Annotated in this window: 23 protein-coding genes; 17 read left to right on the top strand and 6 right to left on the bottom strand. The window is 58.6% G+C overall.

The window, feature by feature from the left end:
• Positions 1-12 precede the first annotated feature (12 nt).
• Complete coding sequence (locus MTP36_RS01320) at positions 13-1,113, bottom strand: hypothetical protein (RefSeq protein WP_249252969.1); 1,101 nt, start codon at positions 1,111-1,113, stop codon at positions 13-15.
• Between the two features lie 255 nt (positions 1,114-1,368).
• Here MTP36_RS01320 and MTP36_RS01315 point away from each other — a divergent pair, with 255 nt between their 5' ends.
• The 5 genes from MTP36_RS01315 (at position 1,369) to MTP36_RS01295 (ending at position 3,070) form a co-directional block, all read left to right on the top strand.
• The gene (locus MTP36_RS01315; protein WP_055186471.1) at positions 1,369-1,554 is read left to right on the top strand and encodes a hypothetical protein; all 186 of its coding nucleotides are present in this window, start codon (positions 1,369-1,371) and stop codon (positions 1,552-1,554) included.
• Positions 1,555-1,584: 30 nt separating this feature from the next.
• The gene (locus MTP36_RS01310) at positions 1,585-1,737 is read left to right on the top strand and encodes a hypothetical protein (RefSeq protein ID WP_155515407.1); all 153 of its coding nucleotides are present in this window, start codon (positions 1,585-1,587) and stop codon (positions 1,735-1,737) included.
• A 21-nt stretch (positions 1,738-1,758) separates the two neighbouring features.
• Positions 1,759-1,965, top strand: coding sequence for a hypothetical protein (locus tag MTP36_RS01305; protein WP_249252967.1), 207 nt, complete (start codon positions 1,759-1,761; stop codon positions 1,963-1,965).
• Between the two features lie 11 nt (positions 1,966-1,976).
• Positions 1,977-2,315 (top strand): GIY-YIG nuclease family protein, encoded by a 339-nt coding sequence (locus MTP36_RS01300; RefSeq protein WP_055186469.1) that lies wholly within the window; start codon positions 1,977-1,979, stop codon positions 2,313-2,315.
• Between the two features lie 242 nt (positions 2,316-2,557).
• The gene (locus MTP36_RS01295; protein ID WP_249252965.1) at positions 2,558-3,070 is read left to right on the top strand and encodes a PTS sugar transporter subunit IIA; all 513 of its coding nucleotides are present in this window, start codon (positions 2,558-2,560) and stop codon (positions 3,068-3,070) included.
• Between the two features lie 120 nt (positions 3,071-3,190).
• On the opposite strand, the gene nagA is transcribed toward MTP36_RS01295, so the two are convergent.
• The 4 genes from nagA to MTP36_RS01275 all read right to left on the bottom strand — a co-directional run bounded on the left by nagA (position 3,191) and on the right by MTP36_RS01275 (position 7,565).
• Complete coding sequence (gene nagA, locus MTP36_RS01290; protein ID WP_249252956.1) at positions 3,191-4,318, bottom strand: N-acetylglucosamine-6-phosphate deacetylase; 1,128 nt, start codon at positions 4,316-4,318, stop codon at positions 3,191-3,193.
• Positions 4,319-4,523: 205 nt separating this feature from the next.
• Positions 4,524-5,987 (bottom strand): PTS transporter subunit EIIC, encoded by a 1,464-nt coding sequence (locus tag MTP36_RS01285; RefSeq protein WP_249252947.1) that lies wholly within the window; start codon positions 5,985-5,987, stop codon positions 4,524-4,526.
• A gap of 286 nt (positions 5,988-6,273) precedes the next feature.
• Positions 6,274-6,783, bottom strand: coding sequence for an NUDIX hydrolase (locus MTP36_RS01280; protein WP_112091557.1), 510 nt, complete (start codon positions 6,781-6,783; stop codon positions 6,274-6,276).
• A 191-nt stretch (positions 6,784-6,974) separates the two neighbouring features.
• Entirely contained in the window at positions 6,975-7,565 is a 591-nt protein-coding gene (locus tag MTP36_RS01275) for an RICIN domain-containing protein (protein ID WP_097779417.1), read from the bottom strand.
• 225 nt (positions 7,566-7,790) lie between these two features.
• Between MTP36_RS01275 and MTP36_RS01270 the strand changes: the two genes are divergently transcribed.
• The 8 genes from MTP36_RS01270 to MTP36_RS01235 all read left to right on the top strand — a co-directional run bounded on the left by MTP36_RS01270 (position 7,791) and on the right by MTP36_RS01235 (position 14,494).
• Positions 7,791-8,312, top strand: coding sequence for a nitroreductase family protein (locus MTP36_RS01270; RefSeq protein WP_055186463.1), 522 nt, complete (start codon positions 7,791-7,793; stop codon positions 8,310-8,312).
• A gap of 8 nt (positions 8,313-8,320) precedes the next feature.
• A complete protein-coding gene (locus MTP36_RS01265) occupies positions 8,321-8,815 on the top strand; it encodes a GNAT family N-acetyltransferase (RefSeq protein ID WP_005925419.1) in 495 nt (164 codons plus the stop codon).
• Positions 8,816-8,926: 111 nt separating this feature from the next.
• The gene (locus MTP36_RS01260) at positions 8,927-9,220 is read left to right on the top strand and encodes a YerC/YecD family TrpR-related protein (RefSeq protein ID WP_005925416.1); all 294 of its coding nucleotides are present in this window, start codon (positions 8,927-8,929) and stop codon (positions 9,218-9,220) included.
• A gap of 88 nt (positions 9,221-9,308) precedes the next feature.
• Entirely contained in the window at positions 9,309-9,860 is a 552-nt protein-coding gene (locus MTP36_RS01255) for a DJ-1 family glyoxalase III (protein ID WP_249252934.1), read from the top strand.
• 15 nt (positions 9,861-9,875) lie between these two features.
• Positions 9,876-10,760, top strand: coding sequence for a fumarylacetoacetate hydrolase family protein (locus MTP36_RS01250; RefSeq protein ID WP_113992453.1), 885 nt, complete (start codon positions 9,876-9,878; stop codon positions 10,758-10,760).
• 150 nt (positions 10,761-10,910) lie between these two features.
• Complete coding sequence (locus MTP36_RS01245) at positions 10,911-11,861, top strand: ROK family glucokinase (RefSeq protein WP_242852970.1); 951 nt, start codon at positions 10,911-10,913, stop codon at positions 11,859-11,861.
• Between the two features lie 43 nt (positions 11,862-11,904).
• The gene (locus MTP36_RS01240) at positions 11,905-12,108 is read left to right on the top strand and encodes a hypothetical protein (RefSeq protein WP_249252932.1); all 204 of its coding nucleotides are present in this window, start codon (positions 11,905-11,907) and stop codon (positions 12,106-12,108) included.
• Between the two features lie 430 nt (positions 12,109-12,538).
• Positions 12,539-14,494: a bifunctional metallophosphatase/5'-nucleotidase gene (locus tag MTP36_RS01235; protein WP_249252930.1), complete on the top strand. Its 1,956-nt coding sequence runs from the start codon at positions 12,539-12,541 to the stop codon at positions 14,492-14,494.
• A 442-nt stretch (positions 14,495-14,936) separates the two neighbouring features.
• Here the strand turns inward: MTP36_RS01235 and MTP36_RS01230 are convergent, their stop codons facing one another.
• On the bottom strand, positions 14,937-15,590 hold the full coding sequence (locus tag MTP36_RS01230) for an HAD family hydrolase (protein ID WP_249252928.1): 654 nt from the start codon (positions 15,588-15,590) through the stop codon (positions 14,937-14,939).
• 252 nt (positions 15,591-15,842) lie between these two features.
• Between MTP36_RS01230 and MTP36_RS01225 the strand changes: the two genes are divergently transcribed.
• The 4 genes from MTP36_RS01225 (at position 15,843) to MTP36_RS01210 (ending at position 20,242) form a co-directional block, all read left to right on the top strand.
• Positions 15,843-16,922 carry a branched-chain amino acid aminotransferase gene (locus MTP36_RS01225; RefSeq protein ID WP_005925392.1) on the top strand — a complete coding sequence of 360 codons (1,080 nt, stop codon included), beginning with the start codon at positions 15,843-15,845 and terminating at the stop codon, positions 16,920-16,922.
• Between the two features lie 332 nt (positions 16,923-17,254).
• Entirely contained in the window at positions 17,255-18,025 is a 771-nt protein-coding gene (locus MTP36_RS01220) for an alpha/beta hydrolase (RefSeq protein ID WP_055186692.1), read from the top strand.
• A gap of 46 nt (positions 18,026-18,071) precedes the next feature.
• Positions 18,072-18,830, top strand: coding sequence for an esterase family protein (locus MTP36_RS01215; RefSeq protein ID WP_249252926.1), 759 nt, complete (start codon positions 18,072-18,074; stop codon positions 18,828-18,830).
• 128 nt (positions 18,831-18,958) lie between these two features.
• Positions 18,959-20,242 carry an ATP-grasp domain-containing protein gene (locus tag MTP36_RS01210; RefSeq protein WP_249252924.1) on the top strand — a complete coding sequence of 428 codons (1,284 nt, stop codon included), beginning with the start codon at positions 18,959-18,961 and terminating at the stop codon, positions 20,240-20,242.
• The last annotated feature ends 108 nt before the right edge of the window (positions 20,243-20,350 follow it).

Below are 20,350 nucleotides of genomic sequence, written 5' to 3'. Positions count from 1 at the left end.
TTTTGCGGCTTTTCACTCGTACTGCTCTGCCGCCGATTCATACATCCGCTTGAATTTATCTGCCAGCTCCTGCGGGGCAAGGATCCTGACATCGTGGCCGAACTTGAAAAAGTAGTTTTCCACCTGACGCTGTGTGCAGGTAAAGGTGTACACTGCCCCCTCTTTCCGGGCGTATTGCGGCCGGAGATGAAGGATCTGCTGGTACTTTCTTTCCCCGGATGGCGTCAACCGGACAAGGATGGTCTGCCATGCCCCCTGCTCCGGCAGGTACTGCACCCCGTTTTTCTGGATCGTCTCTGCGATCTTCCGCCGGTCGTCAGCGCTGATGAACCCGCTGCATTTCAGGCTGCTGAGCTTTTTGATGGAGCTGAGCCGGACACACCCCATGCCCCATGGGCCGCCGGGCTGGGCAGAGGTCATGCCGACAAGGTAATTGTAGAGCTGCTCGGTGTCCTTCTGGATGCACAGGGGCTTCAGGTAGGTGATATTGTTCGGCGCAGCCGCGCCCCCGGTCGGCTTTTTTCTGCTGTTCAGGGTAAGCTTGAGTTTTTCCTGTCTGGTGATGGCCAGCTCAATGCTTTGCAGCTGCTGCTTGTAATAGATGCGTTCCCGCTCTGCATAGGGCAGCGCGCAGTATTCCTCCAGAAGTGCTTTCAGGTAGTTGCCGACCTTGTCGCCGTAAAACGCGGCATCCTTCCGCAGCTCATCAGAAGCAAGCGCTTCCAGCACGGGCTTACTAAGCCGGACGAAAAAAGAGCAGCCCTTGTCCTGCTGGCGACAGCGCGCCTTTTCTTCAAGCTGTTCCTGCAGCAGCGCAAGCACCGCCACGGTACAGGCTTCGGCGTTCTCCTGCCCATGGAAGCGCTCGGCAAGCTTTTCCTTTTCCGCGCCGAGCCGCATCCAGATGGAGGACTCCGCCGTTTCGTAAAGGTTCTGGAAAAGCTGGTTGACCAGTGTAGAAGAGGGGTCGCCGCCGGAGCGATTTTGTCTTTTGTCCGGTTCAAAGATCTCGTCATCCTGAAGCAGGATATTGTAGGCATGGCGGCTCACAGTCAGCCGCTGTTTGTTTCTGGAAAGATCCTCCAGAACTTCCTCAAGCTCCGAAAACAGCATCTTGCACCTCCGCAGGCTCAAAAAACAGGCATTCGTTCCGTACCGGTACTTTTATAAGGCGATTATAGCATATTTCTACCGGAATTGGAACAAAAAATAAAGTTTTTTGTCACCTAGGAATTCCATTTAGGCTGCTGTATAATAAAGCCACAGTCAAGGGAGCCACCCCCACGGGAGCTGCCAGAGCGCGGCTTCCCGGGCAGGTTCCGGCTCATTTCGTTTTCGTTCATGTAATCTGCAACAGGAGGGTCTATCATGTTTATTCTTTCTACCGTTATCGCCGGCGCAACGCTGGGCGGCACCATCGGCGGCGCCATCGCCACCATCACCGGCACGTCCGTCGCCACCGGCACGGCTGTCGGCACCCTGATCGGTGCCGGGACCACTGCGGCAGCCTGCACCGTGCAGGGTACCGAGGCCGCAGCGCGCCAGCTCGCCTGAGCGCCCCGGCAGGAAAGGAGGTGTGTCCGTATGTTCACGCTTCTCACTGCGGCTACGGCCGCTGTGGTCTCCACCACCCCGCCCGTCGGCGGGCTGCTCCTCGCCGCCATCGGGCTCAAGGCCCTGTCCGACGCAGCCGAGATCTCCCGGGACGCCCGGGAGCACGACAGCGACCGCCGCTGACCCGGAAAGGAGGGTTTCTGCATGAGCCTGCTGCCCATGACCCGGCAGTGCGTCCACTGCCGCCGCACCTACCGCTATAACCCCTCGACCGGCGACCTCGGTCTGGTGTGCCGGTACTGCGGCAAAGCGCAGTGCTCCCCAGAGCCGCAGCATCTGCCGCAGCCCGCATTCCCTGCCAGTTTCCCCACCGCAGAGCTTTCCCTCCGCAAGCGCGGAGGCCACCGATAAGGAGGTACCCTATGTCCATCTACAAGGCAGGCCGCCCGTGGAAATTCGACCCCACCACCGGGGCCGGACACAGGCCGCCCAACAGTCCCGGCGAGTACCGGATGCGGGACGGCTCCGGCTGCATTACATACATCGGGGAGACCAACGATCTCGCCCGGCGTATGCGGGAGCATATCCGCAGCGGTAAGCTGCCCACCGGTCAGGGCTGCGGCAGCACCCTTGAGTACATGGTGGCCGACGGCCGCTCCACCTCCCGTACCCGCCGGGAGCACGAGCAGCAGTCCATCGAGAAGCACCACCCCACCCTGAACCGCTCCAAAGGCGGGGAAGGCAGACCCGCCGGGAAGTAACGCTTCCGTGGCTGCACCCGGGAACCTGAAAAGACACCAGCTTCGGCCGGTGTCTTTTTTGCTGTTCCGCGCCCCGGCAAAAAACAGCCGCCTCTGCCCTGATCGCATGGAGAAAAAGTCCACGCTTTTCTTGCATTTTGGTGCGCGATATGGTATCTTTTTATACAGGTAAACACTTCAGGGTCGGCAAACATTTTGTTACCTTTGCCGCCCTTGCATGATGACAGGAAGGAATGATACTTATGGGTTTTTTTGACAAGCTTTTTGGCGGCAAGTCCAAGGACGAAAACACCGCTAAGTTCACCAACCAGAGCAAGACCGTGCTGACCCCGCTGCAGGGCAAGGTGCTGGCTCAGGCCGACATCCCGGACGAAACCTTTGCACAGGGCATTCTGGGCCCCGGCTGCGGCATCGAGCCCACCGGCGATACCGTGTACGCCCCCTTTGACGGCACTGTGACCCAGATCGCCACCACCCTGCACGCTGTTGGCATTACCAGCAACGACGGCATCGAGCTGCTGATTCATGTCGGCATGGACACCGTGGACATGAAGGGTCAGGGCTTTACCGCTCTGGTCAAGGAGAACCAGAAGGTCTCCGCCGGCACTCCGCTGCTGAAGGTGGATCTGGACGCCATCCGCGCCGCAGGTCACCCCACCGCCACCGCCATCATCGTGACCGATGGTGCAGACGATGAAGTGAAGATGCTGGCAGAGGGCGATGTCACCCCCGGCACCCCGCTGTTCAAGGTCTGATTTTTTGCATCACAAAGAGGCCGCTGCAATCGCGCAGCGGCCTCTTTTTTGCGGAAAATATATTTTTACAGCGTAATGCCGGGCAGCCTGCGGCTGCCCGGCATCACTTTTTTACAAAACTCAGACGATGCGGACGCCCTTTTGGATGACGGCCTTGATGTTCAGCTCCTTATCCGCAAGGATGACGTTGCCGTAGCGTCCGGCGGCAAGGCTGCCGTAATCGTTATCCACGCCGATGCTCTTGGCGGGGGTCTCGCTGGCAGCACGGACGGCGCTTTCCAGCGGCACGTTCATCTCCAGCACGGCGCGCTTCATGCAGTCGTACAGGCAGGTGTTGCTGCCCGCAATGGTGTCCGGGTGCTCGGTCAGGGTAGCGCGGGGTCCCTTGACCGTAATAGCCTGTCCGCCCAGACTGTACTGGCCGTCCGGCAGGCCGCAGGACATGGCGCTGTCTGCAATCAGGCAGACGCGGTCGTCGCCAAAGGTATTGAAGGTGAACCGCACCATGGCGGGGTGAATGTGCACGTTATCGGTGATGAGCTCCACCTCGGCGTCGTGCTCCATGGCCGCAATGATGGGGCCGGGCGCACGGTGAGTGATGCCGGGCATGGCGTTGTACAGGTGGGTCATGTGGGTGGCACCGGCTTCAAAGGCCTTGACGGCGGTGTCGTAGTCGGTGCAGGTGTGGGCGATGGAGATACGCACCTCGTTATGGCACTCCCGGATAAAGTCCAGATTGCCCGGCTCCTCCGGGGCAACGTCCACCAGCTTGATCAGACCGTTTGCACGCTTTTGCAGGCGGCGGAACATGGCGGCGTCTGCGCCCTGCACATACTCCGGGTTCTGTGCACCCACCTTTTTGGGGCTGATGAAGGGGCCCTCCATGTTGATGCCCACAAGGTCGGCACCCTTGCCGTTTTTATGGGCGGCAGCGGCGTCCATCACCTTGTTCAGAAACTCCTCCGGGTAGGTCATGGTAGCAGGGCAGATGGCCAGCACGCCCTTGCTGGCCTCGAAATCCGCCAGCGTCTGGATGGCCTCCTCGGTGCCGTCGCAGAAATCCTTGCCCATTGCCCCGTGGAAGTGGATATCCACAAGACCCGGCAGGGCGTACAGCCCCTCGGCATCCAGCACCTCCTCGCCCTCTTCCGGGGCGGCAAAGGGCACGATGCGGCCATCGCGGATGACGATGGTGCCGCGCTCAAAGGTGTGGCGCGGGGTATAGACCAGTGCATTCTGAAGGATCATACAAAACACCTCGTTCTTTCTTCTTTTTCACCCAGTATAGCACGCCGGGTGTTTTTTCAAAAGTCCTTTTGTGTGAACATTGTACCGCTGTGCAAAAAGAGCGGACCGCCGGGAGGGGGCGCTGTGCACCCCGCCCCCGGCGGCCCGGTTCATACTGCAAAATCAACCAGACTTTTGCAGTTCATTCTTTTTCAGAAGTGCAGGATCACAGCATCTTCTTCAGCTCGTCGTACACGAACTGCACCTTGGTGCCGATAATGACCTGGCAAGCGTTCTTGCTGGGACGGATGACACCGGCAGCACCGGCAGCCTTGACAGCCTTCTCGTCAACCTTAGCGTTATCCTTCATCTCAAAACGCAGACGGGTTGCGCAGTAACCAACGTCCTTCACGTTCTCCTTGCCACCGACAGCAGCCAGAACAGCAGAAGCGACTTCGGTGTAGTTGTTGTTAGCCAGAACGACCTTCTTCTCAGCTTCCTCGTCGTCATCCTCACGGCCGGGGGTCTTCAGGTCGAACTTGGTGATGGCGAAGTAGAACACGAAGTAGAACACCAGGAATGCTGCGATGCCCAGAGGAATGATCATCCAAGTCTTAGCAGCTGCGGGCAGAGAAGCGGAGAACACCAGGTCGGTAGCGCCTGCGGAGAAGCAGAAGCCAGCACGGAAACCGGAGTAGTAGGTGATGATGGTAAAGATGCCGTACAGAGCGGAGTACACAACGTACAGCGGGAAGCACAGGAACATGAAGCCGAACTCGAAGGGCTCGGTAACGCCGCAGACGAATGCGCAGATTGCAGCGGAGACGACCAGACCAATAGCAGCTTTCTTGTTCTTAGCGGTCTTGACCATAGCCAGAGCAGCACCGGCAATACCGAACATCATGCAGGGGAAGAAGCCGGACATGTACATGCCAAGGCTCCAGCCCACATCAGCGCTGGTCTCACCTGCCCAGAAGTGGGTCAGGTCGCCCAGACCGATGGTGTCGAACCAGAACACGTTGTTCAGAGCGTGGTGCAGACCGGTGGGGATCAGCAGACGGTTCAGGAAAGCGTAGATGCCTGCGCCGATGCCGTCCATGCCGACGATGCCTTTGCCCAGAGCGACCAGTGCACCGAAGATCAGCGGCCAGACGAACAGCAGAACAACAGATGCTACGATGGAGATCAGACCGGTAGCGATTGCAACAAAGCGCTTGCCGGAGAAGAATGCCAGCCAGTCAGGCAGCTGGGTATCCTTGAACTTGTTGTAGCAGGCAGCGCCGATGACGGCAGCCAGAATGCCGATGAAGGAGTTGCCGGCGACCTTCTGGTATGCAATGTAGGTAGCGGTGCCCTCTTCGATGTGGCGCACAGCGCTGACCACGCCGGGGTTCAGCAGCTGCTGCATCATCAGGAAGCTGACCAGACCGGCCAGACCTGCGGTACCGTCGTTGTCAGCAAGGCCGACAGCGGCACCGATGGCAAACAGCCATGCCATGTTATCGATCAATGCGCCGCCTGCCTTGATGAGCAGGAAGCCGACGGTGTATGCTGCGCCGGAAGTTGCGCCCTCGGCACCCATAACAGCGGGAGCCAGAGCGTAGCCGATGCCCATCAGGATGCCGCAGATCGGCAGCACAGCGACGGGAAGCATCAGAGCTTTGCCCAGTTTCTGGAGATACTTCATCATAAGACACATTCCTCCTTAAAGAATGTTTGTGTTTACAGACAGTCTCTGGTTGCAGGCTGTCCACAGTTCCGTAACAGAATAGTAACATATTTTTGCAAAAAAAGAAAGTGGTTTTTTCTTTTTTTCATTAAAATGCGCCAAAAGTCCTTATTTGATGGCACATCTGTCAGTATTTTTTGTTTTTTCTGCACGCGTCCTGATTTAAGTGCTGAAAAATCTTTTCTTTTTATGTCTATTTTGTCCAAAGGGTTGCATCCCACCATAAGTCCATATGTTTTGCACTTTTTTATACAATGCGTTTTCCGTCCAGCACGGCCTGTTTCAGGGTGTCGCCGTCATACACCAGCTTGAGGGAAAAGTAGGGGTGTTCTTCCTCCAGCAGACGGAAAAAGAGCTTGTCCCCCTCCCAGATGGGCAGCGTTTGCACCTCAGACTTTTGCACCCACTGCAATTCGCCTTCGGCGCAGGCATCGCCCCTTATCATCTCGCCCTCCCACCGGTCGGCGGTGTACAGGTGGATGAACTCGGTCATGTTGCCCCACACAAAGGTCAGCAGTCCCCGGGCGCGGTAGCGCGTCAGGGTAAGGCCGGTCTCCTCCCGCACCTCCCGCACAAGGCAGTCCTCCGGACTTTCAAACCGTTCAAATTTGCCGCCCACGCCCACCCATTTGTCGTGGTTGTAGTCGTCCTGCTTTTTGATGCGGTGCAGCATCAGGTAAGCGTCCTCCCGCTCCAGATAGCAAAGGGTGGTGCTGAAGATGGGAAATTCCGGGTCCATAAATGCGCCTAAGTTCATAGGTGGTTCTCCTTTTTGTCCGATTTTTTTGCCAGCTGGCGAGAATGCTTACCGTATGCCGCCGCTGCGCGGTGGCATACGCGTATCTTTTTTCATAAGAAAGGGCTGCTGCATGAAACGCTGTGCAGCAGCCCTTTGGGAAGTGTTTCCGCTGCGGATGCCCACGCAAAGCAGCGGAAGCGTTTTTCGATTTATGCCTTGCGCCCGGCACGGCCCTTGCCTGCGCTGTTCAGCTTGCGCACCAGATCGTTCTGGTGCTTGCGCTGGCTTGGCGTGGGCTGGGGATCTTTTGCCTCCCCGGCGCGCTTGCCGGTCTGGGCAGCATCGGGGTCGATGCGTTCCAGCGTCCACTCCTGATTGCCGCCCGCCACATAGTTCCAGATCTGCGCCTGTGCGCCGTTGGCGGTGTTCATGCCCACAAGGTCGATGTATTTATCCGCCAGCACATTGCGGATGCGGGTGCGCCCGCTGCGGGTAGGCTCCAGTGCCCAGCACTGGCTCAGCCCGCTGGTGCGGCTCCACTGGTGCAGCCATGTACCCTCCACCACGCCGCCAAGTGCCAGATCGATCATCTTGCCGGTAAAGCGGTTCTGGATGCGCCAGCGTCCCTCGCCCGCGTCCACAAACTGCCACTGCTGCCACGGATGCCCCGCATAACTCCACAGCTGGATGCCGGCGCCGTTCTCCGTGTTGAAATCCTTTACTTCCAGTACCTTCCCGTTGGGGGCCTTGATAATATAGTATTCCCCCTCCATAATGACGACCTGCGATGCCTTTGCCATAGAGCACAACTCCTTTCCGCTATGGTAGCCCTATTATACCCGATTTGCCCGCTGGCAACAAGAATGCTTTTCCATAATCTTTCTTTTGTTTTTTGTGCATTCTGTCGTGTTTTTGCAGCGCAAACGTTTTCGGAAGCCAGCAATGTTTTTTACCGGCGGGCACTTTGCACTCCGGCGCAGGTTGTGGTACAATAAAGCCATCCACTATTAAGGAGGGGATCTTTCATGACTAACGAGACTTTACAAACCATTCGCAGCCGCCGCAGCTGCCGCGCCTACGAGCCCCGGCAGATCACGGATGCAGAGCTGGACGCCGTACTGGAGGCCGGCACCTACGCCGCCAGCGCTATGGGACGCCAGAGCGCTAAGATCGTGGTCGTGCAGGATGCCGCTACCCGCGCCCAGCTGACCCGGATGAACGCCGCCGTCATGGGTGCCGACAGCGACCCCATGTACGGCGCACCCACCATTCTGGTGGTGCTGGCCGATGCCCACGCAAACTGCGCCGTGCAGGACGGCAGCCTTGTCATGGGCAACCTGATGCTGGCTGCCGCATCGCTGGGGCTGGGCAGCTGCTGGATCAACCGCGCCCGGGAGGAGTTCGACTCCGCCGAGGGCAAAGCACTGCTGAAAAAGTGGGGCATTGAGGGGGACTGGATCGGCGTAGGTCACTGCATTCTGGGCTACCCCGCCGCCGCGCCCAAGCCCGCCGCACCCCGCAAGCCGGACTACATCGTAAAAGTATAAGGAGTTTTATGAAGCCTGATTACAAGCTGGTCGCAAAGGCCAAATACATCCACAACACCGCCGACCTTGCCAGCGAGCTGTGGCACGAGGTCTACAAGCGCTACTACCCCGCAAAGCAGCTGGACACCCTTGTGGAGGAGCTGCAAAGCGCCGACGCCATTGAAGCGGACATCGACAACGATGTGAACTATTTTCTGGTGTTTCTGGGGGGCAAGCTCATCGGCTACTTTGCGTGGAAGATGGAGAACACCGCCCTGCACCTGATGCACCTGTACCTCAAGCCGGAGTACCGCGGCAAGGCCATCGGCAGGGATATCGTGCAGACCTGTGAGCGGCTGGCCAAGGGCGAGGGCAAAGGCCGGGTGTGGTGCACCATCCACGCCAAGGCACTGCCGGTGCAGCAGTTCTTCAAGGCACTGCGCTACCGCGAGCTGCGCCCCGCCGAGCAGGAGACCGGCACCGTGCCCCGCAACGAGCTGGTGTATGAGCATACCCTGAGCTGATTTCCGAAAAATCACAAAATAGCCATTGAAATTTATCCGCGTTTGTACTACACTGATGTAGTGTAATAAAGCCGCTGTCTGCGGGCATTCTGTGCAAAAAAGGAGACTATCATGGCGAAAGATCATCCCACCGGCAACTCCGGCCTGTACCGGGCTTTTCTGCAGCTCAAGACCCCGGAGGAATGCTATCGTTTTCTGCAGGACGTGTGCAGCTATTCGGAGCTCAGCGCAATGGAGCAGCGCTACAATATTGCCGAGCTGCTGGCCGACAAGTGCATCTACACCGAGATCATGGACAAGACCGGTGCGTCCAGCGCCATCATCAGCCGGGTCAGCCGGGTGCTGAGCGCGGACGACAGTGTGCTGCGTGCGCTGCTGGAAGCTGAAAAAAAGGCCGCTGACTGATACAAAGGCCGCGTACCGCCAAAAGGGCTTTGCCCAAAGCTGCGGCACGCGGCTTTTCTTTTTGATATTTGAACAGGAGGTTTTTCTTATGGCAAAAGCTGTTGTATTTTTTGCGGAGGGCACCGAGGAGTGCGAGGCACTGCTGGTGGTGGATCTGCTCCGCCGCGCCAAAGTGGAGGTGCTGGTGGCCAGTGCTTCCGGCAGCCGGGAGATTTTGAGCAGCCATAAGGTGCATATCACCGCCGATGCGCTGGCAGAGGAGGTCGATTATTCCGACGTAGATCTGGTGGTGCTGCCCGGCGGCATTCCCGGCACGCCGAACCTTGCCGCCAACAAAACGGTGACCGACACTTGCGCCGCCTTTGCAAAGGCAGGCAAAAAGGTAGCCGCCATCTGCGCTGCGCCCAGCGTGCTGGCAGCACTGGGTCTGCTGGAGGGCAAAAACGCCACCGCCCACGCTGCATTTCAGGACAAGCTGGCCGGCGCCCATGTGCTGGACACCGAGGTGGTCGTGGATGGCAACATCACCACCAGCTACGGTCTGGGCGGCGCTATCCCCTTTGCGCTGGAGCTGGTGCGCCAGTTGGCGGGAGACGCCGAAGCCGACCGCATCCGCAGCGCCATCGCCTACCGGCACTGAGGGGAGGGGGACTGTATGCGTTTTGTCACCTGCCGCCTGCCGGACGGTGTGGAGGACCCCGCCATCCTCTCGCAGGACGGCACACAGGTCTGGCCGCTGAGCTGGCTGGGGCTTTCCTACGAGACCCTGTCCGACGCCATCCCCTTCCTCACCCCGCAGGTGCGGTTCGGCTTGCAGCTGGCCATCAGCGGCATCCCCGCGCTGCCGGTGGAAGCCGTCACCCTGCAAAGCCCCATCCCCTGCCCCGCGCAGGACGTGGTCTGTCTGGGCATCAACTACATGGCGCACTCGGACGAAGCCGAAAAGTACTCTGCGGATGCCTTTTCCACCCAGCATCAGGACGCCATCTACTTCTCCAAGCGGGTCAGCCGCGCGGTACCGGACGGCGGCTTCATCGAGGCGCACACCGACCTTGTGCAGAAGCTGGACTACGAGTGTGAGCTGGCTGTGGTGCTGGGCAAGGATGCCAAGGATGTGCCCGCCGGGCAGACCAAAGACTATGTGTTCGGCTACACCATCCTGAACGATGTCTCCGCCCGGGACGTACAGACCGCCCACAAGCAGTGGTATTTCGGCAAAAGTCTGGACGGCTTTACCCCCATGGGGCCCTGCATCGTCACCGCCGACGAATTCGACACCTACCCGCCCGCGCTGCCCATCCGCAGCCGGGTGAACGGCGAACTGCGGCAGGATTCCAACACCAAGCTGCAAATTTTTGATATCGACCACGTCATCCACGAGCTTTCGCAGGGCATGACCCTGAAAGCCGGTACCATCATTGCCACCGGCACCCCTGCCGGGGTGGGCATGGGCATGGACCCGCCGCAGTTTTTGCACCCGGGCGACACCGTGCAGTGCGAGATCGAGGGAATTGGCACGCTGACCAACACCGTGCGCTGAATCTACTTGTGGAACTGCCCAAAATTTTACATGGATTTCAGTCCGATTGCACGAAATGCCGCCGCAGCACTGCTCTTTTGCGGAAAAATATGGTATACTATAAAATACTGATAAAAAATGCGGCGCATCCGCATCAAAGGGGTAAATGACATGAAGGAATACGCATTTGGCATCGATCTGGGCGGCACTACTGCCAAGGTCGGCCTGTTCACCACCAGCGGCAAGCTGCTGGAAAAGTGGGAGGTAAGCACCGATACTTCCAATAATGGTGCTCACATTCTGGAAAATCTGGCTGCTGCCGTGCAGCAGAAGATGCAGGAAAAGGGTCTGTCCGCAGACGAGGTCGAGGGTGTCGGTCTGGGCGTGCCCGGCCCGGTGCTGGATTCCAGCATCGTGCCCATCGTGTGTGCAAACCTTGGCGGCTGGGGCAACCGCAACGTGTCCATTGAGCTCAGCGAACTGCTGGGCGGCATCCGGGTGCTGGTGGGCAACGACGCCAACGTGGCTGCGCTGGGCGAGATCTGGATGGGCGCGGCACAGGGCTGCCGCAGCGCCGTCATGGTCACGCTGGGCACCGGCGTAGGCGGCGGCGTCATCGTGAACGGCAAGGTCATCGACGGCGCTCACGGTGCCGGCGGCGAGATCGGCCACATCACCGTCAACCCCCACGAGACCGCCGTCTGCGGCTGCGGCAAGCGCGGCTGTCTGGAGCAGTATTCCAGCGCCACCGGCGTTGTGCGCTGCATGAAGAAGCTGCTGGACGCAAACCCGGACACCGCCTGCACCCTGCGCGGCAAGGACTTTGAAGCCAAGGACGTGTTCGACGCCGCCCGCGCCGGGGACGCACTGGCTGCCCGCGAGGTGGACGAGATGGCCTCCACGCTGGGCATGGCACTGGCAAACATTGCCGCCACCACCGACCCCGAAATGTTCATGATCGGCGGCGGCGTGGCCCGCGCCGGGGAGGTTCTGTTCAACCCGCTGGTGCGCCACTACAAGGAGTACGCCTTCCAGTCCTGCAAGGAGACCCCCATCAAGGCCGCCAGCCTTGGCAACGACGCCGGCATCTACGGTGCCGTGCGCCTGATCGTGGGTGCCTGATTAGGGAATACCGATAGCTTTCAAACCAGCCAAGCCTGCGGGCTTGGCTGGTTTTGTTTTTGCGGGAAAGGTTCTGCTTGCCGAGGGATGTTCTCTTTTGACACCAAAAGAGAACCAGAAAAGTGCCAGCGATTTCGACGCGCTGGAGCCACGAAAAAGGGGCTTCTCGCCCCTTTTAACCCCAAAGAAGTGGGCTACACCGGAAAAAACTGAAGATTCACGCCTGTTCGGCGTGAAGATCTTTTAACCGTTTTTTCCGGCTCCGCCGATTTGAAGCCCCTCAGTCGCTGCGCGCCAGCTCCCCCGAGGGGGAGCACGCCCGCCCGCAAGCTTTGCGGTTTAGCCGGGAATTTTCCCGCCATGCCAAAGGCTCCCTCCCAGAGGGAGCTGTCAAAACCGTCAGGTTTTGACTGAGGGAGTTAAGCTCCCCCTTCGGGGGAGCTGGCACGCCGTCAGGCGTGACTGAGAGGGTTCGTCCCCACAGAGCTAAAACAAGTCTGATTTTCTAAAAGCGTTGCCTATCGGTGCAAAAAGGCAACTGCCGTCTTGTTTATTTTGTACATTTATGCTAAAATAGCGTGCAGATGGTTGATTTTTATAGAGCGGTATTACTTTTCCGATGCTGTAAAAATTCGGCTGAGCCGAAAAAATAAGGACGCAACAAAGGAGAACACGCCATGAAAAAACTTTTTGCCATGACGGTGGCCGTGCTGCTGCTGTTTTCAGTGCTGCTGGGCATTCCCGCCGCCTATGGGCAGGCACCGGAGACGGGCAAAACGCTGGACATCCTGTTCAGCCACGACACCCACTCCCACCTGAACACCTTCACCACCGTGGTGGAGGACGAGGAAGCAGAGATTGGCGGCTTTGCCCGCGCCAACACCCTCATCAAGGCGCAGCGCGCCAAAGACCCGGACACCCTTGTGATCGACGGCGGTGACTTTTCCATGGGCACCCTGATCCAGACCGTGTTTGAAACACAGGCCGCAGAGCTGCGGATGCTGGGCTACATGGGCTACGATGTGACCACCTTTGGCAACCACGAGTTCGACTACCGCTCCAAGGGGCTTGCCAATATGCTTACCAGCGCCCGCACCTCCGGCGATGCCGTCCCGGACATCGTGGTCTGCAATGTGGACTGGGACGCCATGGAAGCCGCCGGCCTCACCGAGGGACAACAAGAGCTCCGGGACGCCTTTGCCGCCTACGGCGTGCAGGACTACACCGTGGTGCAGAAGGGCAATGTGCGCATTGCTGTGGTGGGCGTTTTCGGCAAGGATGCGCTCTCCTGCGCGCCCACCTGTGAACTGAAATTCAAAGACCCGATACAAGCGGTCAAAGCCACCGTGGCAGAGATCAAGGAAAACGAAAATGCGGATATGATCGTCTGCGTTTCCCACAGCGGCACATGGGACAATCCCAAAAAGTCTGAGGACGAGCTGCTGGCTAAAGGTGTGCCTGAGCTCGACCTTATCCTCAGCGGCCACACCCACAGCCGCATCCGGGAGCCCATCCGCCACGGGGACACCTATGTGGTGTCCTGCGGCGAGTACGGCAAAAATCTGGGCAGCCTTTCCATGGCACAGAAAGCGGATGGCCGCTGGCAGGTGACTGATTACCAGCTGATTCCCATTACTGCCGACATCCCTGCCGATGCCGACACGCAAGAGGTCATCGACCGCTTTATGGACACCGTGGACGCGGATTATCTGGCGCAGTTCGGCTACACTAAGGATCAGGTTCTGGCAGAAAACGACGTTGTTTTTTCTAACCTGAAAGATCTGGGCAAGGTGCACACCGAGCACAATCTGGGTGATATCATCGCGGACGCCTATGTGTACGCGGTGGAGAACGCCGCCGACTATGACGGCGTTCCGGTCGACTTGGCGGTAGTGCCCAGCGGCACCGTGCGCGATACCTACGCCCGGGGCGATATCACGGTGGAGCAGGTGTTCAACTCCTTCTCGCTGGGCATCGGCGCAGACGGTGTGCCGGGCTATCCCCTCATTGAGGTCTACCTCACCGGCAAGGAACTGCGCACCGCCGCCGAGATCGACGCTTCCGTGTCGGATTTCATGACCACCGCGCGGCTATATTGCAGCGGCCTGAATTTTACCTATAACCCCCACCGGCTGCTGCTGAACAAGGTGACAGATGTTTATCTGGTCAAGGACGGGCAGCGCGTAGAGCTGCAGGACGACAAGCTGTACCGCATTGTGGCAGACCTTTACAGCGGGCAGATGCTGAGCGCCGTGACCGATATGTCCTACGGCATTTTGTCCATCGTGCCGAAATACGCCGACGGCACTCCCATCGAAGATTTTGAGGATGTGATCCTGACCGAAAACGGCAAAGAGCTGAAAGGCTGGGACGCCATTGCGCGGTACATGACCTCGTTCGAGGACACCGACGGCGACGGCATCGGCAACGTGCCGGACTATTACAGCACCCTGCACGACCGCAAAAAGGTGGAGGACAGCCGCAGCCTTTCCGCGCTGCTGAAAAAGCCCAACCGCTTTGCCTTTATCCTTCTCGGTCTGATCCTCACCGTAATTCTGCTGGTGGTGTGCCTTGTGCTGCTGCTCCGTAAGCTGGTGCGCAAGCTCCGCCGCAAAAGAAAAACGCAGGGCTAAACCCGACGATTTGAATGCGCTCCGCGTTCGCTTTACGCATATTCAGCGGAAAAATTATTTTTAATAGAGCAATGCCGGAGCGTCTGCGGACGCTCCGGCATTGCATTTTCACGGGTGGGAACGCTCCCCGGGGGGAGCTGTCGCGCAGCGACTGAGGGGCTATAAATGGAGAAGCGAAAAAAGCGTTAAAGCGATAGCGCCGACTGGCGCAGCGCTAGCTTTTTTGTGCTTCGACTTCTTCTTTAGGTTTGTCAAGGGCGTGCAGCCCTTGACCCGTTGCGGGGTGGGTGGAGTCCAGAGGTAGGGAGGGGGGAATCGGAACACCCCTCCCTACCTCTGGCCCAGCGGAGCGTCCCTGCACGCTGAAGGCAAGCAGAAACTTTCCCCACGGAGCACGCACTTTTCTGGTTCTCTTTTGGTGTCAAAAGAGAACATCCCTCACTCAGAATCTCCCCTTCTGCAAGCCTTCCAGCACCTCGTACAGATCGCGGCACTCGGCGGTGTACAGGCGGCGCATCTCGTCATCGGCGGGGGCCATGTCCGGCACCATCACGGTAACAAAGCCGCCGGCGGCACCGGCGCGCACGCCGTTGTAACTGTCCTCCAGCACAAGGGTGCGGCTGGGCGCAGTGCCCAGCGCTTCCGCTGCGCGCAGAAAAATTTCCGGGTCGGGCTTGGAGGCTGAGAACTGCTCGCCGGAGACGATCACCTTAAAATAGTGGGTCAGACCCCAGCCGTCCAAATGGTGCCGGATAGACGCCATCCGGCTGGAGGAAGCCACTGCCATGGGGATGTGCTGTGCGTCCAGCCATGTCAGAATTTCGTCCAGTCCGGGCTTTTTGGGCGGCGGTGCCTGAAACGCCTTTTCCGCCTGTGCGTGCAGCGCCTCGATGATGGCGTCCGTGTCGCAGTTTTCCCCGTAGAAGCGGCGCAGCACCGCCCGCATGGTGTCCCCTGCCGTGCCGCGGGCGGCAACGTCCAGCCCTTCCTTATAAGAAAGCCCAAGGGTGGCAAGTGCAGGCTCCCACAGGGTAGCCCAGACCCGCTCGGTGTCAAACATCAGGCCGTCCATATCAAAAATAACGCTGTCGATCATGGCAGTATGCTCCTTCCATAGAAAAGCGGGGCTGTGCTCCGCAAAAGTGCTCTGTGCCCCTATTGTACCATAGATTTGGCAGTTTGCACACCATTGTGCTCACAATCTGGTGCAACTTTACCGGTGGAAAGATGAAACATTTTGCGATTCCTTGCAAAACCGGCTGGGAATATTATAATAGAAACCAACATTTGTGTCATAAAGCGCCGGAAATCGTGCGCACGCGCATAAAAGGAAAGAGGGAAACTCACTATGTTGGATATCAAGATCACCCGCACGGCTACGCCCAAGGCAAAGCCCACCGATGAGACGAAGCTCGGCTTCGGCAAAAAGTTCTCCGACCACATGTTCGTCATGGATTACACCGAGGGTGAGGGATGGCACGATGCCCGCATCGTCCCCTACGGCCCCTTTGAGCTGGACCCCGCTACCGTGGTGTTCCACTACGCACAGGAGATCTTTGAGGGCATGAAGGCCTACCGCACCGCCGATGACACCGTGCAGCTGTTCCGCCCGGACTGCAACGCCAAGCGCTTTCAGGATTCTGCCGACCGTCTGTGCATCCCCAAGATCCCGGTAGAGGACTACATTCAGGCCGTTGAGGCTCTGGTGGATGTGGACCGCGACTGGGTGCCCCACACCGACGGCGCTTCCCTGTACATCCGTCCCTTCATCTTTGCCAATGATGTGGGTCTGGGCGTGCACGCCTCCAAGCACTATATTTTCTGCATCATCTGCGCTCCCTCCGGCGCTTACTACGCCGAGGGCATCAACCCCGTGCGCATCTATGTGGAAGATGAGTATATCCGCGCCGCCCCGGGTCTGACCGGCTTTACCAAGTGCGGCGGCAACTACGCTGCTTCCATCAAGGCCGGCGAGCTGGCCGAGGAGCAGGGCTACGCACAGGTGCTGTGGCTGGACGGCGTGGAGAAGAAGTACGTTGAAGAAGTTGGCAGCATGAACATCATGTTCAAGATCGACGGCAAGGTTTACACCGCTGCTACCGTGGGCACCGTGCTGCCCGGCGTCACCCGCCGCAGCTGCATTGAGCTGCTGAAGGACTGGGGCTACGAGGTCGTTGAGGGCAAGATCGCCATTGCCGACATCATGGCTGCTGCCCGCGAAGGCAAGCTGGAAGAGGTGTTCGGCACCGGTACTGCCGCTGTCGTCTCCCCTGTCAAGGAGCTGGTCTGGAAGGGCGAGCACGCTTTCATCGGCGACGGCAAGATCGGCCCTGTCACCCAGAAGCTGTACGACACCATGACCGGTATGCAGTGGGGCAAGCTGCCCGACACCAAGGGCTGGATCGTGCCTGTGGAAAAGAAATATTGAGCCGCCTGTCACCCTACGGCTTTTTAAGGGACTGCTGCATACCATTTGGGGCAGCAGTCCCTTTTGCATCACCGCAGATGCCGTTTGCCGTCACAGCTCCTCCCGTGAAAAGGCAATTCTGGAAAATCCGCAGATTTTCCAGAATTGCGAAATTATAAATAATATTTCCGCTGAATATGGCTAGAGCGCAAGCGGAAGCCATTCCAAATCGTCCCGCCGCCCCTTTGCGCATAAAGATTGCAATTCCCGCCGCATGGTGCTACACTACCTATAAAGGGCGTGGGCTTGCCGCCTGTGCCCTTTGCAGGAAGATTTGAGAGGAAAGAAGCACCATGATCAAAAAATGGAGCATGAGTTACCCGGCGGTCAACGGCACCGAACAGCGCCGGGCGTATGTCTACCTGCCCACCATGTACGAAGCACAGCCGGAGCGCCGGTTCCCCGTGCTGTATATGTTCGATGGGCAGAACGTGTTTTTCAACGAGGATGCCACCTACGGCAAAAGCTGGGGCGTGGCAGATTATCTGGACTATACCGACACCCCGCTGATCGTGGCGGCCATCGAGTGCAACGCCGGGGCGAACAACGAGCGTCTGGTGGAGTATTCCCCCTACCGCTTCGATGACCCCACCTACGGCCACTTTGACGGCAAGGGACAGGCCACCATGAGCTGGTTCATCCACCGGTTCAAGCCTTTGATCGACCAAAATTTCCGCACCCTGCCGGACAGGGCAAATACCTTTATCGGCGGCAGCAGCATGGGCGGACTGATGAGCCTGTATGCCCTGCTGCAATATAACGATACTTACAGCCGCGCCGCAGCACTTTCCCCCTCCATCTGGGTGGCACCGGATAAGCTTTCCGGCCTTGTGGGGCGCGCAAAGCTTGCCCCCGGCACGGTGCTGTACATGGACTACGGCTCCCGGGAGATGGGCAACCACGAGGGCATCCGCCGACAATTTTCTGCCTTGAGCGGCAAGCTGATGACCCGGGGCATCCACCTGACCAGCCGCATCGTGCCCGGCGGCACCCACAGCGAAGCCAGCTGGGAAAAACAGCTGCCCTTCGTGTTCCACACCCTGCTGTATGAGGTGGAGGAATAAAAGAAGGGCGACACCATAGCCCAACAACACTAAAGGAGGAAACACCATGGAGATGCAGTATTTCAAGGAGTACAGCCCGGAACTGGGACGGGATATGGAGTGCAAGCTTTACGGCCACGCAGGCCGCCCGATGCTGTACATCCCCTGTCAGGACGGCCGTTTTTTCGATTTTGAAAACTTCCACATGACCGACGCCCTTGCCCCGTGGATCGAGTCCGGGCAGATCATGGTGCTTTCCATCGACACCATGGATCAGGAAACATGGTCGGACGCGCAGGGCAACCCCTACTGGCGCATCCGCCGCTATGAGCAGTGGCTGCACTACATCACCCGCGAGGCCGCCCCGATGCTTCAGCATCTGGCGCAGCAGCGCAACGGCTGGAGCGACCTGCCCGGCATCATCGCCTTCGGGTGCAGTCTGGGCGCCACCCATGCGGTAAACCTGTACCTGCGCCGCCCGGATATCTTCTGCGGCTGTCTGGCACTCAGCGGCATCTACACTGCCCACTACGGCTTTGGCGACTATATGGACGAGCTGGTGTACATGAACTCCCCCGTGGACTACATGAAGAACTTCCCGGAGGATCACCCCTATATGCAGCTGTTCCGCAGCCAGAAAGCTGTCATCTGCTGCGGTCAGGGCGACTGGGAACAGCCGGACACCACATGGATGCTCAAGCGCATCTTTGAAGCAAAGCATATCCCCATCTGGGTAGACCTGTGGGGTCACGATGTCAACCACGACTGGAACTGGTGGTATAAGCAGGTGGCGTACTATATGCCCTACATTCTGGGCCAGCAGTGACCCATCCCGTGAAAACGAAACAACGGCGCGTCCATGGACGCGCCGTTGTTTCCCAATATTAAAGTCTGTCCCGCCCCGCAGGGGCATTGCAATCATAGAGGTAACGGAAAGAGGAATCAACAAATACTATGCAGAACTTTATTTTTATCTCCCCCAACTTCCCCACGAACTACTGGCAGTTCTGCCGGGAGCTGAAAAACAACGGCCTGAACGTGCTGGGCATCGGCGACCAGCCCTACGAGGAGCTGAAGCCCGAACTGAAGGCAAGCCTGAACGAATACTACAAGGTGAACAGTCTGGAAAACTACGACGAGGTATACCGCGCCGTGGCCTTTTTCACCTTCAAGTATGGCCGCATCGACTGGCTGGAGTCCAACAATGAATACTGGCTGGAGCGGGATGCCGCCCTGCGCACCGATTTCCACATTACCAGCGGCTTCCAGACCTCTGATATGCCCCGCATCAAGTACAAGAGCAAGATGAAGGAGTACTATCAGAAGGCCGGGATCGCCACCGCCCGCTACCACATGGTAGACGACCTTGCGGGCTGCAAGGCCTTTGTGGAACAGGTGGGCTACCCGGTGGTGGTCAAGCCGGACAACGGCGTGGGTGCTTCGGATACCCACCGCCTTTCCACCGACAAGGAGCTGGAGGCATTTCTGGCCTACAAGGAAAAAGAGCACCCGGATGTGGCCTACATCATGGAGGAGTTCGTCCGCGCCGAGGTGAACAGCTACGATGCCATCATCGACGCCCACGGCAACCCCATCTTTGAGGCGGGCAACGTAAGCCCGGTGTCCATCATGGACATCGTGAACAACGATGACAACTCCATCTACTACATCATTAAGGATCTGCCGGAGGACACCCGCGCCGCAGGCCGTGCCGCCGTCAAGAGCTTTGGGGTGAAGAGCCGCTTTGTCCACTTCGAGTTCTTCCGCATGACCGAGGATCAGGCCAGCATGGGCAAAAAAGGCCAGCTCGTGGCGCTGGAGGTCAACATGCGCCCCTGCGGCGGCTTTACCCCGGACATGATCGACTTTGCCCGCTCCACCAACGTGTACAAGATCTGGGCGGACATGATCGCCTTCGGCGGCACCGATATGCCGGTGGGGGAGCACTACTATTGCGCCTTTGCCGGCCGCCGGGACGGCAAGAGCTTCGTTTACAGCCACGAGCAGCTGATGCAGAAGTATCAGGACAACATGCGCATGGTGGACCGCATCCCCGAGGCACTGTCCGGTGCCATGGGCAACCAGATGTATGTGGCCACCTTCTCCACCCGTGACGAGATGGAAAAGTTCTATTCCGATGTGCTGGCCGTCACCGATGCCACCAACGCCAAGGTGCAGGCCGAGCTGACGAAGGTGCTGGCTCTGGGTGAGCCGGAGGCGGCAGTAGCTGAAAAGTAATTGGGAGTGCGCGGCGCAAATGCCGTTTGTCATTACGACCCCTCCTGTGAAAATACAATGCCGGAGCGTCCGCAGACGCTCCGGCATTGTTCTATTAAAAATAGTTTT

This window comes from Faecalibacterium sp. I4-1-79, assembly GCF_023347235.1.
Classification (GTDB): Bacteria; Bacillota; Clostridia; order Oscillospirales; family Ruminococcaceae; genus Faecalibacterium; species Faecalibacterium tardum.
Note: the sequence above shows the minus strand (reverse complement) of the source record. Positions and strands in the feature narration are given on the sequence as shown.

Coding starts and splice junctions, on each gene's coding strand:
- MTP36_RS01220 (WP_055186692.1), top strand. CDS start 17,255: ATGATCAAAAAATGGAGCATGAGTTACCCGGCGGTCAACGGCACCGAA.
- MTP36_RS01310 (WP_155515407.1), top strand. CDS start 1,585: ATGTTCACGCTTCTCACTGCGGCTACGGCCGCTGTGGTCTCCACCACC.
- MTP36_RS01265 (WP_005925419.1), top strand. CDS start 8,321: ATGAAGCCTGATTACAAGCTGGTCGCAAAGGCCAAATACATCCACAAC.
- MTP36_RS01280 (WP_112091557.1), bottom strand. CDS start 6,783: ATGAACTTAGGCGCATTTATGGACCCGGAATTTCCCATCTTCAGCACC.
- MTP36_RS01245 (WP_242852970.1), top strand. CDS start 10,911: ATGAAGGAATACGCATTTGGCATCGATCTGGGCGGCACTACTGCCAAG.
- MTP36_RS01210 (WP_249252924.1), top strand. CDS start 18,959: ATGCAGAACTTTATTTTTATCTCCCCCAACTTCCCCACGAACTACTGG.
- MTP36_RS01320 (WP_249252969.1), bottom strand. CDS start 1,113: ATGCTGTTTTCGGAGCTTGAGGAAGTTCTGGAGGATCTTTCCAGAAAC.
- MTP36_RS01215 (WP_249252926.1), top strand. CDS start 18,072: ATGGAGATGCAGTATTTCAAGGAGTACAGCCCGGAACTGGGACGGGAT.
- MTP36_RS01275 (WP_097779417.1), bottom strand. CDS start 7,565: ATGGCAAAGGCATCGCAGGTCGTCATTATGGAGGGGGAATACTATATT.
- MTP36_RS01225 (WP_005925392.1), top strand. CDS start 15,843: ATGTTGGATATCAAGATCACCCGCACGGCTACGCCCAAGGCAAAGCCC.
- MTP36_RS01305 (WP_249252967.1), top strand. CDS start 1,759: ATGAGCCTGCTGCCCATGACCCGGCAGTGCGTCCACTGCCGCCGCACC.
- MTP36_RS01255 (WP_249252934.1), top strand. CDS start 9,309: ATGGCAAAAGCTGTTGTATTTTTTGCGGAGGGCACCGAGGAGTGCGAG.
- MTP36_RS01250 (WP_113992453.1), top strand. CDS start 9,876: ATGCGTTTTGTCACCTGCCGCCTGCCGGACGGTGTGGAGGACCCCGCC.
- MTP36_RS01260 (WP_005925416.1), top strand. CDS start 8,927: ATGGCGAAAGATCATCCCACCGGCAACTCCGGCCTGTACCGGGCTTTT.
- MTP36_RS01230 (WP_249252928.1), bottom strand. CDS start 15,590: ATGATCGACAGCGTTATTTTTGATATGGACGGCCTGATGTTTGACACC.
- MTP36_RS01270 (WP_055186463.1), top strand. CDS start 7,791: ATGACTAACGAGACTTTACAAACCATTCGCAGCCGCCGCAGCTGCCGC.
- MTP36_RS01300 (WP_055186469.1), top strand. CDS start 1,977: ATGTCCATCTACAAGGCAGGCCGCCCGTGGAAATTCGACCCCACCACC.
- nagA (WP_249252956.1), bottom strand. CDS start 4,318: ATGATCCTTCAGAATGCACTGGTCTATACCCCGCGCCACACCTTTGAG.
- MTP36_RS01235 (WP_249252930.1), top strand. CDS start 12,539: ATGAAAAAACTTTTTGCCATGACGGTGGCCGTGCTGCTGCTGTTTTCA.
- MTP36_RS01295 (WP_249252965.1), top strand. CDS start 2,558: ATGGGTTTTTTTGACAAGCTTTTTGGCGGCAAGTCCAAGGACGAAAAC.
- MTP36_RS01285 (WP_249252947.1), bottom strand. CDS start 5,987: ATGATGAAGTATCTCCAGAAACTGGGCAAAGCTCTGATGCTTCCCGTC.
- MTP36_RS01315 (WP_055186471.1), top strand. CDS start 1,369: ATGTTTATTCTTTCTACCGTTATCGCCGGCGCAACGCTGGGCGGCACC.